The following is a 12,634-nucleotide window of genomic DNA, read 5'->3' as shown; positions in this document are numbered from 1 at the left end:
AGGCGAGTACGTCAGACACGGGCGAGCTCCTTCGTCCCGAAGAGCCCCGAGGGCCGCAGCAGCAGGATCACGGTCATCACGAGATAGGGCGCGAGGTCGCCGAGGCCCCGGCCCATGAAGGCGAGTTCGCTCTGGTAGCCGGCGGCGAGGGACTCGGTGACGCCGACGACGAGCCCGCCGACGAGCGCGCCGGTCGTGGAGTCGAGTCCGCCGAGGATCGCGGCGGGGAAGGCCTTCAGCGCGGCCAGCGACGTGGCCCGTTCGAGCCCCGGCGTCGGGAACACGGTGAGGAACAGCGCGGCGACGGCGGCGAGCCCGCCCGCCACGGCCCACGCGCCGAGCGACACCCGGCCGAGCCGTACGCCCATCAGCGCGGCGGTCTCGCTGCTCTCGGCCGCGGCGCGCATCGCGACGCCCCACGAGGTGTAGCGGAACGTGAGCAGGAACGCGGTGATGAGCAGGGCCGCCGCGGCGAACGCGGCGATCCGGGTGTGCGCGATCGACACCCCGCCGACGGTGAGCACGGCGTCGCCCCACGGGTCGCCCATGGCGAGCACGTCGGTGCCGAGGCGGCGGGTGAGTTCGGTGGTCAGGAGAATGTCGACGCCGATGGTGACGATGGCGAGGACGCTGTGGTCGCGCCCCCGGTAGCGCCGCATCACGAGGAATTCGACGGCGGCGCCGACGACGGCCGCGGCCGCGATGCCGACCCCGACCGCGGGCCAGAACCCGATGTCGTCGTGGAGCGACGCGATGACGTAGCCGCCCGCGAGCAGCAGCGACGCGTGGGCGAAGTTGACGACCTCGGTCGCCCGGAAGATGACGACGAAGCCGAGCGCGATGAGGGCGTAGACGGAGCCCATCGAGACGCCGTTGATGAGGAGTTCGAGAAACGTGGTCATGCCTGTGGTCCTCCGGCGTCGTCCTGCGGCTCTTCGGGCGTGCCCAGGTACGCCTGGACCACCGCCGGGTCGTTCTGCACCCGCTCCGGGGGTCCGCCCGCGATGCGGCGGCCGAAGTCGAGGACCGTCACCTCGTCGGCGAGCCGCATGACGACGCCCATGTCGTGCTCGACCAGGACGATCGAGATGCCGAGGCTGTCGCGGACGCCCGCGATGACGGCCGCGGTGCGGCGGCGTTCGTCGGCGGTCATGCCGGCGACCGGCTCGTCGAGCAGGAGCAGCTTGGGCTCCATGCACAGCGCGCGGGCGAGTTCGGCGAGCTTCTGCGCGCCGTACGGCAACGAGCCCGTGGGGGTGGAGAGTTGGTCGGCGATACCGACGAACGCGGCGATCTCCGCGACCCGTTCGCGGTGGGCGCGCTCCTCGCGGGCCGCCGACGGCAGCCGCAGCCCCGCGGTGACGAAGCCCGCGCGGGTCAGCCGGTGCCGGCCGAGCAGCAGGCTGTCGGCAACCGTGGTGTGCGGCGGCAGCGCGAGGTTCTGGAAGGTGCGGGCGACGCCGAGTTCGGCGATGCGGTGCGGGGGCAGTCCGGTGAGTTCGCGCTCGCCGAGGCGGACCGTTCCGGAGGTGGCCCGGTAGACGCCGGACAGGACGTTGAAGGTCGTGGACTTGCCCGCGCCGTTCGGTCCGATGACGGCGTGCACGGTGCCCGGCTCCACGGTCAGGCCGATGGCGTCGAGGGCGGTGAGGCCCGCGAACCGTACGGTCAGGTCCCTGACGTGCAGGGGCGGTACGTCGGTCATCGCGCGCCTCCCCAACGGCTCAGCGTCGGCGTGTGCGCGGCCCCGCCGGTGGCGGCCGCGGCGTCCGACGCGGCCGTCTCGTCGACCACGCCCAGGTAGCGACGGCGCACCTCGTCGGAGCCCGCGAGCTCGTCGGCGCGGCCGTGCAGGGTGATCTCGCCGACCTCCAGGACGTAGGCGTGCGAAGCGAGGCGCAGGGCGAGCGCCGCGTTCTGTTCCACGAGGAGGACCGAGACGCCCTGCGCGTTGATCTCGCGGATCGTGTCGGCGATCCGGGCCGCCATCAGCGGGGCGAGGCCCAGCGACGGCTCGTCCAGGAGCAGCAGTTTCGGCGCGGCCATCAGGGCGCGGCCCACCGCGAGCATCTGCTGCTCGCCGCCGGACAGCAGCCCGGCCCGCTGCTGCGCCCGGTCGGCGAGCACGGGGAACAGCTCGTGCACGCGCCGCAGCGCCGCCGCCTTGTCGGCCCGCGAACCGTGCGAGCCGAGCGCCCCGGCGCGCAGATTGTCCGCGACGGTCATCCGCGCGAACACCCGCCGCCCCTCCGGTACTTGGCAGACCCCGGCGGCCACCACGCGGTCGGCGGACAGGCCGCCGATCCGGCGCCCGCCGAAGTCCACGGTGCCGGAGGTCACCGCCCCACCGTGGAAGCCGAGGGTGCGCGAGACGGCGCGCAGCAGCGTCGTCTTGCCCGCGCCGTTGCCGCCGAGCACGGCGACCACGGAGCGTGCCGGCACCTCCAGGGTCACGCCGCGCAGCGCGCGGACGGGCCCGTAGCCGACGGACACGCCGTCGACGACGAGCCCTGGTTCGTTTGCCTTGCTCACATCGGTCACTGTGTGCGTCCCTCCCTGGACCGGTGGCGCTCACGACAGCACCGCGCGGACGGCCCGTCCACGGGCGGCCCGCGAATCGCTGCGCGGGCCCAGCGCCCGCCCGTCCCCGTTGTGCCCGCGCACAAGACCGCGTGTCAGGGGCCTGCCGGTGACGCGGGGCGGGTGGCATCCTCCGCACAAGCGGGTGAGCTCTTTGCCGTCGCTTTACGGCTCGTTGGGGAGGGGCGATGGGCGCACGCAAGCACCGTACGGGCCAGGACTGGCAGTTGCTCAAGGAGGCCTGCGGCACGCTGCTCGACCGGGTGCCGGAGCTCGTCGACGAGCATCTGCGGCAGCTCTTCGCGTACTCGGACGTCTACGCGCGCGTGCTGCCGTACGACGCCCAGTGGCGGGAGGCGGAGCAGGCGATGCGGATCGGCATCGAGACGATCTCGGCGCCCCGCGACTCGCCGCGCAGGGACCTGGAGTACGCGGAGGACGCGGGCCGACGCCGCGCCGGGCAGGGCCTGCCGCTCGACCTCCTGATCCACGCCTACCGCAACGCGGGCTATCTGGTGTGGGACGCCCTGATGGAGAGCGCGGGCGGCGAACCGGCCCGCCTGAAGGCGCTGATGCGTTCGGCGACGATGGTGTGGGCGGCGGTCGACGCACAGGCCGAGGCGGCCTCCGAGGCGTACCGGGCAACGGAGTTGGAGCTGCGCCGCCGCACCGACGAACAGACCCAGGCGCTGCTCGACGCGCTCCTGGACGGCCGTCCGGCGCCGGGGCTCGCGGCGCGCGCGGCGGCGGGCCTCGACCTGCCCGAGCACGGCCCGTACGTGGTCGTCGTGCTCCGGGTGGAGCGGCAGGGCGGGCGCGAGGCGTTCCACCGGCGGATCCAGGACGAGCGGTTCCGGTTCGTGTGGCGGATGCGGGCGGACTGCGAGGTGGGCGTCGCGGCGCTCGGGGCGGGCCGCACGCTGGACGACCTGGCGGCGCTGCTCGACGGCCGCTGCCCGGGCCCCGGCGGGGTCAGCCCGGTGGTGAAGGGGCTCGCCGAACTCGGCCACGCCCGCCGCCTCGCCGAACTCGCGCTGCGCACCTGCCCTCCGGACACGACGGGCGTGGTCCGCCTGGACGAGCGGATGCCGACGGCGCTCGTGGTGAGCCAGCCGGACCTGGCGCAGCGCCTGGTGGCGGGCGTCTTCGGCGAGCTCCTGTCGCTCGAACCGGCCGACCGCGCCGTCCTGTTGGAGACGCTGGACGCGTGGCTGGCGTGCGAGGGCTCGGCGGGGCGGGCCGCGGGCCGCCTGTACTGCCACCGCAACACGGTCTTCAACCGGCTGCGCAGGCTGGAGCAGTTGACGTCGCGTTCGCTGTCGCGGCCGCGGGACCTGATGGAGATGACGCTGGCCCTCGACGCGTACCGCCTGTCACCGGGGTGAGACGCTCACCTCCCCTGCTGCGCGGCGCCGATGGAGAGGCCGAAGCGGCGGCTCGCGGCCTGGAGCAGGGCGACGTGCTCCGCTTCCTTCGCGCGCCCCACCGGTGCCGTGATCGACAGGGCCGCCATCACCGGGCCGGTCGCGCCGTGCAGCGGGACGGCGACGCTCACGTAGCCCACGCGGGCCTGTTCGCGTTCCACGACGAAGCCCTGTTCGCGGACGCGGGAGACCTCGCGGCGCAGGGCGCTCGGAGTGCTCACCGTGTACGGCGTGAGACGCTCCAGGGGCTCCGCCAGGACCTCTTCGAGCAGCGACTGCGGCCCGAAGGCGAGGAACACCTTCCCGGTGGCGGGCCCGTGCAGCGGCATCCGCCCGGCCACCCGGGACGGCCAGGCGACCTGCCCGTGGCCGAACACCTTCTCCAGGTACAGCACTTCGCGCCCGTCTGGGATCGACAGGTGGATCGTCTCGTGGGTCGCCTGGTACAGGTCCTGCATGTAGGGGCGGGCGACGTCGCGCAGGATGCGCTGGCGCGGTACGCGCTGACCGAGTTCGAACAGGCGAAGCCCGAGGCCGTACTCCACGCCCCGGCGTTCCAGGACGCCCCAGCCGAGCAGCTCCTGGGCCAGCCGGTGCGCGGTCGCCTTCGCGAGGCCGGAGCGGCGGGCGATCTCCGAGAGGCTCAGGTGCTGGTCGTCGGGGGCGAAGGCTTCCAGGATCGCCTGCGCCTTGCCGAGGACACCGCCCGCCTCGGGCCGGTGCGCTTCCGTACGCTCCACTTGCCTGCCTCCGTGTCGTCCGGACGTCATGATCCCGTATGAGCCGTGCGGTGCCGCCGCGCACCGCGCCGCCGCGGGTCAGTCGGCGTGCTGGAGGACGAGGTCGACGGTGGCGCTGCCCGTCCCGCCGGTCCTGAACCCGGCCGTCGCGGGCGGGTAGCCGGCGGCGACGAGGGTGTAGCCCGCCGCTTCCAGGCCGGTGAAGGCGTACGCTCCGTCGCCGCCGGTGGTGTGCGCGGCGACGACGTTTCCGGACCCGTCCAGGAGGGAGACCCGGGCGTCGGCCAGCGGGACGCCGCCGCCTGCCTGCACGGTGCCGCGCACGGTGGCCGCGGGCCGCAGCTCGGTGTCCTGGCGGGTCGGGGCGCCGCCGGTGACCGTGGCGCGGACTGCGGCGGGGCGGCAGCCGTCCGCGCTGGTCGCCACGGTGCAGGTGCCGGGCGGCAGCGAGGCGATCCGGTAGCCGCCGCACTCGGCGGACCTGGCCGAGCCGACGACCTTGCCGCGCTCGTCCGTGGCGACCACCAGCGCGCCCGGTCGGGGCAGCCCGTCGGCCCGTACGGTGCCGAAGAGGCCGCCCGTGGTGGTGCTGGTACTGGTGCTGGTGAGTACGAGGGCGAAGGTGAGCGGTTCCCCGGCCGCAGGAACCTGCACCGAGGCGACCCGGGGCTCGTGACCGCAGGCGGAGGCGACCAGGACGTGGTCACCGCCGGCCGACGCCTCCAGGACGTAGCTGCCGTCGTCACGAACGTCGGTTCGGCCGAGTTGAGCACCGGAGGGGGCGAGCAGCGTGACGACCGCGCCGGGCACGGGGATCCCGCCCGGCCCCAGCACCCGTCCGCGAACTCCGGGGGCGGTCGGCTCAGAGCCGGATCCCGGCCCCGCCACCGCCCCCTCCCGGCGCCCCACCCTCGCCGCCACCCCCAGGACGAACAGGGAGACGAGGACGCCCACGGCGGTCTCCACCACCCGGTCCGTGAGCATCGGCCGCAGCGGCTGCGGAGCGGCGAGGTAACTGGTCAGCAGCGCGGTCGGGGTGATGCCGATGACGGCGATGCCGTAGTGCCGCGCGATGAAGAGTTCCGCGAGGAGCATCGCGGCGACGGAGACCGCCCACAGCACCCAGGCGGACGGGTTCCCGTCGAGCACCAGGTACGTCACCACGATCCCCGCGAGCGTGCCCGTGAACCGCAGCGCGCCGCGGGCGGTCCGGGCCGCGGCGCTCGCTCCCGCCAGCGGGATGGTCGCCGCCACCCCCGCCCACGACGGGTGGCCGAAGCCCGCCCAGGAGGCCAGCAGGGTTGCCAGGAACGGGCCTGCGGTGTAACCGGCGAGCTCGCGGAACGCTCCGGGGCCGCGCAGCAGGGACCGGTAGGTGGTGGGTGTCCGCCCGCCGCGCTCCCGCGGGTCCGCGGGCAGCAGGCGCCCCAACTGGCCGACGGCCACGCCCAGTGCCGCCGATCCGGCGGTCACGCAGAGGGCGGGCAGCAGGTCGGCCGCGGTGACCGGCATCGAGGAGGTCGCCCCGGCCGCGAAGACCAGGAAGACGGACGGGGCGGGCGCCCAGCCGTGCCGCTTCGCGAGCAGCAGGCCCAGGCCGGAGACGCACAGCAGCAGCGCCGCGGTCACCGGGCCGTCGGGCCGGGTGACACCGACCGCGGTGCCGAGCACCGCGGTCACGGTCAGCACGAGGCCGACGCCCAGCTGGGTCTCGAGCCGGGCGCGCCAGGTGGCGTGCCGCCCGTACACGGCCACGAAACAGCCGAAGCACGCGTAACCGATCCACTCCGGCCGCCCGCACGCGAGCAGCAGTCCCACCGGGAGCGCGATGCCGAACGCGGCCCGCAACGCACCCCAGTGCGCGGTGGCGTGGGGCCGTACGGTCAGCAACTCCCGCCGGACCTGGGCCAGATGGGACGTACCCGGATGGGACCTGCTCGGCGCGGAGATCCTGTCGTGTCCCCCGGACCCGGTCAGTCGTCCGGCTCCGGCTCCGGCCATCTGGCCGCTCGTCGTCATGGGTCCCTTGCTACCAGCCGGTGGCGGCCCGACCGGGCCCCGCGTGTTCCGCTGAGTGGAACGGCATGACCCACGTCACCCCGAACCGCCCCCCGACCGGGCGGCCCCAGCTCCGCTCAGCTCGGCCCAGCTCAGCTCAGGAAGTCCGTCCCGATGCGCTCCGCCACGTCCTCCAGGATCGGCCCCGCCTCGGCGATGCACCGCGCCACGTCGGGCTCGACATCGGTGAGCGCGTACGCGCGGCGGATCCCGGCCCGGCCCAGCACCTCCGGCGCCAGCGCGAGACGCCCGCACACGGCGACGACCTCGACGCCCGCCGCCCGCGCCGCCGAGGCGACACCCGCGGGCGCCTTGCCGTGCAGCGTCTGCTCGTCCAGCGAGCCCTCACCGGTGATCACGAGGTCGGCCCGCTCAAGGGCGGGCGCGAAGCCGAGGACGTCGAGCATGACCTCGATGCCGGGCCGGAAACTCGCGCCGAGCCCGACCAGGGCCCCGTACCCGATGCCGCCCGCGGCGCCGGCGCCCGGCAACTCCGCGTACTCGAGCGCCTTCGGCCCGATCGACTCGGAGAGCACCTTGGCGAAGTGGGTGAGCGCGGTGTCCAGCTCGGCGATGTTCTCCGGGGTGGCGCCCTTCTGCGGACCGTAGATCGCGGGCGCGCCCTTCGGGCCGGTGAGCGGGTTGTCGACGTCGCTGGCCAGAACCAGTTCGACGTCGGCGAGGCGCGCGTCGAGCCCGGACAGATCGGCAGAGGCGAGATCCGCGAGGGCGCCGCCACCCGGACCGACCGGCTCGCCCTCCGCGTCAAGGAGCCGCGCGCCGAGCGCGGACAGCATCCCGGCGCCGCCGTCCGTCGTGGCGCTGCCGCCCACGCCGAACACAATCGAGCGCGCGCCGGCGTCGAGCGCGGCGGTGATCACCTCGCCGGACCCGTACGTCGTCGCCGTCAGCGGCGCGAACTCGCCCTCGGGCAGCAGCTGGAGGCCGGAGGCCTCCGCCATCTCCACGACGGCCGTGCCCTCGCGCAGCGCGTACGCGGCGACGACCGGCTCGCCGAGCGGGCCGGTCACCGGGACCTCGCGGCGCTCGAACCCGGCGGCGACCGCCGCCGCCACCGTCCCGTCGCCGCCGTCCGCGACCGGCACGGACTCCACCGTGACCTCCGGCGCGGCCCGGTGCAGACCCGCCGTCACACGCTGTGCGACCTGCACCGCGGTGAGCGAGCCCTTGAACTTGTCCGCCGCGATCAACACGTGCCGCGCGGCCTGTGCAGCGTCCGCCACCTTGCTCTCCCCTTGCTGTTGCGCCTTGCCGAGGCAAGGCAGTCGCGCCGCTGCGACCTTAACCGCAGGAGGGGTCCGCTGCCCATGGCCGTCCGGTCCCCGGACCGGCGACGGCGGCCGGAATATTCGCACAAAGAGCCGCAAACCAGCACGACCGTTGATCTTCAAAAGCGGGTACACCGGTCTCATGACGCCAACGAGCCCGCGGCTCACCGATCTCACTGACCACGCCCTCGCCGACCGTGTGCTCGGCGGCTGGCTCGGTCGGATCGCCGGCAACATGCTCGGCAAGCCGGTCGAGCAGGGCGAGGTGTGGACGCGCGAGCGCATCGACCGCTATCTGCGGCAGGCCGAGGCCCTGCCCCTGACCGACTATCTGCCCGAACCGCCGTCGGACGAGGTGGCGTCGGCACTGCGCCCCGAGTGGCGCCAGTGCGTGCGCGGCCGCATCCACGGCAGCTGCCGCGACGACGACGTGGACTACGCGGTGCTCGGCCTGCACCTCCTGGAGACCCACGGCTTCGCGTTCACGACGGAGCAGGTCGGCGAGGTGTGGCTGCTGCGCCTGCCCTACCTCCAGACGTTCACGGCGGAGCGGGCCACGTACCGGAATCTCGCGAACGGCCTGAAACCGCCGCTCACGGCGACGTACGACAACCCCCACCAGGAGTGGATCGGCGCCCTGATCCGTGCGGACGTCTTCGGCTGGACCAGCCCGGGCGCCCCGCGCCGCGCCGCCTCCCTGGCCCGCCGCGACGCGGTCCTCTCGCACACCGGGAACGGCGTCTACGGCGCGATGTGGGCGGCCGCCCTGATCTCCGCCGCCTTCACCGCGCCGACCCCGCGCGCCGCCCTCGACGCCGCGCTCGCCGTCATCCCGGCGAGCAGCCGCCTGGCCCGCGTCGTACGCCGCACGTCCTCCCTGCACGACTCGCGGCTGACCTGGGAGGAGACCCTGGCCACGGTCGCCAAGGAGACGGCGGGGCTCGGCTGGATCCACACGGTGCCGAACGCCGCGGTGCTCACCGCCGGGCTGCTGTACGGCGACGGGGACTTCACCCGGACCGTGGCCCTGACGGTCCGGGGCGGCCTCGACACGGACTCCAACGGCGCGACGGCCGGTTCGTTCGCGGGGGTGCTGTGCGGCGCCGCCGCGATTCCCACGCAGTGGACCGAGCCCCTGGAGGACCGGGTCCGCAGCGCGGTCTTCGGCTTCGACGGCGTACGCATCAGTGAACTGGCCGAGCGGACGGCCGCGTTGACGCGGGCCTGAGCCCCGCACCACTGCCCCACCCCAAGTCCTGCGCACATCTCACATCTACGCGCGTTGACATCTCCTGTGGCGACAGGGGATGTTTCCATGGACAGTTTCTGTAACCAGAGCAAAGGGGCTCGAACCGGTGGCCAGGAAGATCATCCTCGATTGCGACCCGGGTCATGACGACGCGGTCGCGATGCTGCTCGCGCACGGCAATCCCGACATCGAGCTGGTCGCCGTGACCACCGTCGTCGGCAACCAGACCCTGGAGAAGGTGACGCGCAACGCCCTCTCCGTGGCCGCCATCGCCGGGATCACCGGGGTGCCGTTCGCGGCGGGCTGCCCGCGGCCGCTGATCCGTACGATCGAGACTGCGCCGGAGATCCACGGCGACACGGGGCTCGACGGCCCCGATCTCCCGGACGCCGCGTTCGCGCTCGACGAGCGGCACGCGGTGGACCTGATCATCGACACGGTCATGGCGCACGAGCCGGGCGAGATCACCATCGTGCCGACCGCGGGCCTGACCAACATCGCCCTGGCGGCCCGCAAGGAGCCGCGCATCGTCGAGCGGGTGCGCGAGGTCGTCCTGATGGGCGGCGGCTACCACGAGGGCAACTGGAGCCCGGTCGCCGAGTTCAACATCGTGATCGACCCCGAGGCCGCGCACATCGTCTTCAACGAGTCGTGGCCGGTCACCATGGTCGGGCTCGACCTCACCCACCAGGCGCTCGCCACCCCCGAGGTGGAAAAGAAGATCGCCGCCGTGGGCACCAAGCCCGCGCAGTTCGTCCTCGAGCTGCTCGACTTCTTCCGCGAGGCCTACCGCGAGAACCAGGGCTTCGAGCACCCGCCCGTGCACGACCCGTGCGCCGTCGCGTACGTCATCGACCCCGGCGTCATGACCGTCCGCAAGGCGCCCGTCGACATCGAGCTGCGCGGCTCCCTCACGCTCGGCATGACCGTGACCGACCTGCGCGCGCCCGCGCCCAAGGACTGCCACACCCAGGTCGCCGTCGACCTGGACCACGAGCGGTTCTGGAACCTCGTGGTCGACGCGCTCGTCCGGATCGGCGAGCCCGAAGGGAACGGGGCGCCCGCAGCATGAACGTCGCCGCCTCCCCCCACTCCTCGGCCGGCGGACCCGACGCGGGACGCCCGGTCCGGATCGGCGCCCTCATGGTCGCGCTGCTCGCGGCCAGCTTCGCCTTCCAGCTCAACGCCTCGATGCTCAGCCCGGCGCTCGCGACGATGGCGGACGAGCTGGACACCACCGCGTCCGCGATCGGTGTCACGCAGACCGCGTTCTTCACGGCCGCCGCGCTGTTCTCGCTCTTCCTGCCGCGCCTCGGCGATCTGATCGGCCGCCGCAAGGTGCTCACCGGGATGATGGTCCTGATGGCCGTCGGGTGTGTGATCTCCGCGCTCGCGACCTCCGTCGGGATGCTCGCCGTGGGCCGGGTCATCCAGGGCGCGTCGGGTCCGACGATCCCGCTCGCGCTGATCATGCTGCGCGTCGAGGTCCCCGAGCCGAAGCGGTACGGCACCCTGATGGGTATCGTCACCGCCGTCAACGGCGGCATCGCGGGCGTCGACTCCTTCGCCGGCGGCTCGCTCGCCGAGCACTACGGCTACGCGTCGATCTTCTGGGTCATGACCGCCTTCGCGGTGCTCTCGGCCGTGCTCGTGCGCCTCTTCGCCCCGGAGTCGCGGGCGAGCGAGCGGCCGCCCATGGACTGGCCTGGCGTGCTGCTCCTGGTGATCTCCGTCGGCGCGCTGCTGATCGCGTTCAACGAGGCGGGCAAGCTGGCCGCCGCGAACTGGCCGCTCGCGATCGGCCTCCTGGTCGTGGCCGGGCTCGCGTTCTGGGCGTTCTGGCGGATGGAGAACCGCTCCGCGCACCCGCTGGTCACCACGCATCTGCTCAAGCGCCGCGCCACCTGGTCGCTGCTGCTGTCGACGATGCTCACCATGACCGGCGTCTTCGCGATCATGAACGGTCTGCTGCCGGGCTTCGCGCAGGACACCTCCGTCGGCCTCGGCCTCGGCGCCGAGGGCGCGACCTGGTGGACGCTCACCCCGTACGCGCTCGCGGGCCTCGCCATGGGCCCGATCTCGGGACGCCTCGCGGCGACGTTCGGCTACGGCCGCGTCCTGCGCACCGGCCTGATCGCCACGGCGGTCTCCACGGTCCTGGCCCTGCTGACACTCCAGACGGACTCCTCGGGGCTGCTCCTCGCCGTGTCGATCCTGCTGGGCATCACCTACGCGGGCATGGCCAACATCATGCTCAACGGCCTCGGCATCGTGCTCTCCCCGCCCGAGAACCCCGGCTTCCTGCCGGGCCTCAACGCGGGCTGCTTCAACCTCGGCGCGGGCCTCAGCTTCGTGGTCCTGTACGCGGCGATGGACTCGGTCGCGCCCTCCGGCGGCACCTCGGTCGGCGGCTACAGCGCCGGCGTCGTGGCGGGCCTCGTGCTCATCGTGGCGGCTCTGTTCACGTCGCTGCTGATCCCGAAGCCGGTGCACGCGGAGGCCACGGACTGAAACACGGATCGCGGTGCGCGCACCCCGTCAGTCCGGCAGGCTGAGGCGGCGACCTACCGATCTGCCGACCTACGAAGGAGCGGTGCTCGATGAAGCTGGTGGTGCAGCAGTTCCTGACCCTGGACGGGGTGTCGCAGGGGCCCGGCTCCCCCGACGAGGACACGAGCGACGGGTTCACGCGCGGCGGCTGGTTCGTGCCGTACGTGGACCAGGAGTTCATGGAGATCTCCGAGGACTGGCTCGGCCGGGCGGACGGGCTGCTGTTCGGGCGCCGGACGTACGAGAACTTCGCGCGTGACTGGCCGACGATGACCGACCACCCCTTCGGGAAGACCATGAACGGTCTGCCGAAGTACGTCGCCACGCAGAGCCTGACCGGGGCCGACTGGAACCCGACGACGATCCTGGCGGGCAACATCGCCGCCGAGGTCGACGCCCTGAAACAGCAGCCCGGCCGTGAACTGCAGATCCACGGCAGCTCACGGCTCGCCCAGTCGCTGCTCGCGGCGGGCCTCGTCGACGAACTGCGGCTCGCGATCGCCCCGGTCGTGGTCGGCCGGGGCCGCCGCCTGTTCCCGGACGGCGGCACCCCGGCGGGCCTGCACCTCCTCAGCCAGCGCTCGACGGCGGGCGGACTGTCCGTGCACGTCTTCGAGACGGCCGGAATGCCGGCGTACGGGGTGTACGAGGGCTAGGGCTTGTCGTTTGGATCAGGCCGGATCAGGGAGCGGGGCCTGGTGCGTGCGATCGCAAGGCGGAGGAGGGAGGCGACGCGGAGCGTCG

At 73.4% G+C, this 12,634-nt stretch carries 11 protein-coding genes; 5 read left to right on the top strand and 6 right to left on the bottom strand.

The window, feature by feature from the left end:
* Positions 1-11: 11 nt before the first annotated feature.
* From ACIA8D_RS37165 to ACIA8D_RS37155, 3 genes are read right to left on the bottom strand one after another with little or no spacing between them, the layout of a single operon-like run.
* Entirely contained in the window at positions 12-902 is an 891-nt protein-coding gene (locus tag ACIA8D_RS37165; RefSeq protein ID WP_399239073.1) for a branched-chain amino acid ABC transporter permease, read from the bottom strand.
* Positions 899-1,705 (bottom strand): ABC transporter ATP-binding protein, encoded by an 807-nt coding sequence (locus ACIA8D_RS37160; protein WP_399239071.1) that lies wholly within the window; start codon positions 1,703-1,705, stop codon positions 899-901. The genes ACIA8D_RS37165 and ACIA8D_RS37160 overlap by 4 nt, the downstream gene beginning before the upstream one ends.
* A complete protein-coding gene (locus ACIA8D_RS37155; RefSeq protein WP_399239069.1) occupies positions 1,702-2,532 on the bottom strand; it encodes an ABC transporter ATP-binding protein in 831 nt (276 codons plus the stop codon). The genes ACIA8D_RS37160 and ACIA8D_RS37155 overlap by 4 nt, the downstream gene beginning before the upstream one ends.
* Before the next feature lie 236 nt (positions 2,533-2,768).
* Between ACIA8D_RS37155 and ACIA8D_RS37150 the strand changes: the two genes are divergently transcribed.
* Entirely contained in the window at positions 2,769-3,965 is a 1,197-nt protein-coding gene (locus tag ACIA8D_RS37150; RefSeq protein WP_399239067.1) for a helix-turn-helix domain-containing protein, read from the top strand.
* 5 nt (positions 3,966-3,970) lie between these two features.
* Here the strand turns inward: ACIA8D_RS37150 and ACIA8D_RS37145 are convergent, their stop codons facing one another.
* The 3 genes from ACIA8D_RS37145 to ACIA8D_RS37135 all read right to left on the bottom strand — a co-directional run bounded on the left by ACIA8D_RS37145 (position 3,971) and on the right by ACIA8D_RS37135 (position 8,046).
* On the bottom strand, positions 3,971-4,744 hold the full coding sequence (locus ACIA8D_RS37145) for an IclR family transcriptional regulator (protein WP_399239065.1): 774 nt from the start codon (positions 4,742-4,744) through the stop codon (positions 3,971-3,973).
* Positions 4,745-4,822: 78 nt separating this feature from the next.
* Complete coding sequence (locus ACIA8D_RS37140; protein WP_399239063.1) at positions 4,823-6,763, bottom strand: carboxypeptidase regulatory-like domain-containing protein; 1,941 nt, start codon at positions 6,761-6,763, stop codon at positions 4,823-4,825.
* Between the two features lie 131 nt (positions 6,764-6,894).
* Positions 6,895-8,046 carry a glycerate kinase gene (locus tag ACIA8D_RS37135; RefSeq protein WP_399239061.1) on the bottom strand — a complete coding sequence of 384 codons (1,152 nt, stop codon included), beginning with the start codon at positions 8,044-8,046 and terminating at the stop codon, positions 6,895-6,897.
* 187 nt (positions 8,047-8,233) lie between these two features.
* On the opposite strand from ACIA8D_RS37135, the gene ACIA8D_RS37130 reads away from it, so the two are divergent.
* The 4 genes from ACIA8D_RS37130 (at position 8,234) to ACIA8D_RS37115 (ending at position 12,546) form a co-directional block, all read left to right on the top strand.
* Positions 8,234-9,319: an ADP-ribosylglycohydrolase family protein gene (locus tag ACIA8D_RS37130; protein WP_399239059.1), complete on the top strand. Its 1,086-nt coding sequence runs from the start codon at positions 8,234-8,236 to the stop codon at positions 9,317-9,319.
* Positions 9,320-9,446: 127 nt separating this feature from the next.
* Positions 9,447-10,412, top strand: a complete 966-nt coding sequence (locus ACIA8D_RS37125) for a nucleoside hydrolase (protein ID WP_399239057.1) — start codon at positions 9,447-9,449, stop codon at positions 10,410-10,412.
* Positions 10,409-11,851: an MFS transporter gene (locus tag ACIA8D_RS37120; protein ID WP_399239055.1), complete on the top strand. Its 1,443-nt coding sequence runs from the start codon at positions 10,409-10,411 to the stop codon at positions 11,849-11,851. The genes ACIA8D_RS37125 and ACIA8D_RS37120 overlap by 4 nt, the downstream gene beginning before the upstream one ends.
* An 89-nt stretch (positions 11,852-11,940) precedes the next feature.
* On the top strand, positions 11,941-12,546 hold the full coding sequence (locus ACIA8D_RS37115) for a dihydrofolate reductase family protein (protein WP_399239053.1): 606 nt from the start codon (positions 11,941-11,943) through the stop codon (positions 12,544-12,546).
* Positions 12,547-12,634 lie beyond the last annotated feature (88 nt).

This window comes from Streptomyces sp. NPDC051684 (assembly GCF_044453445.1).
In the GTDB taxonomy this organism is placed as follows: Bacteria; Actinomycetota; Actinomycetes; order Streptomycetales; family Streptomycetaceae; genus Streptomyces.
Note: the sequence above shows the minus strand (reverse complement) of the source record. Positions and strands in the feature narration are given on the sequence as shown.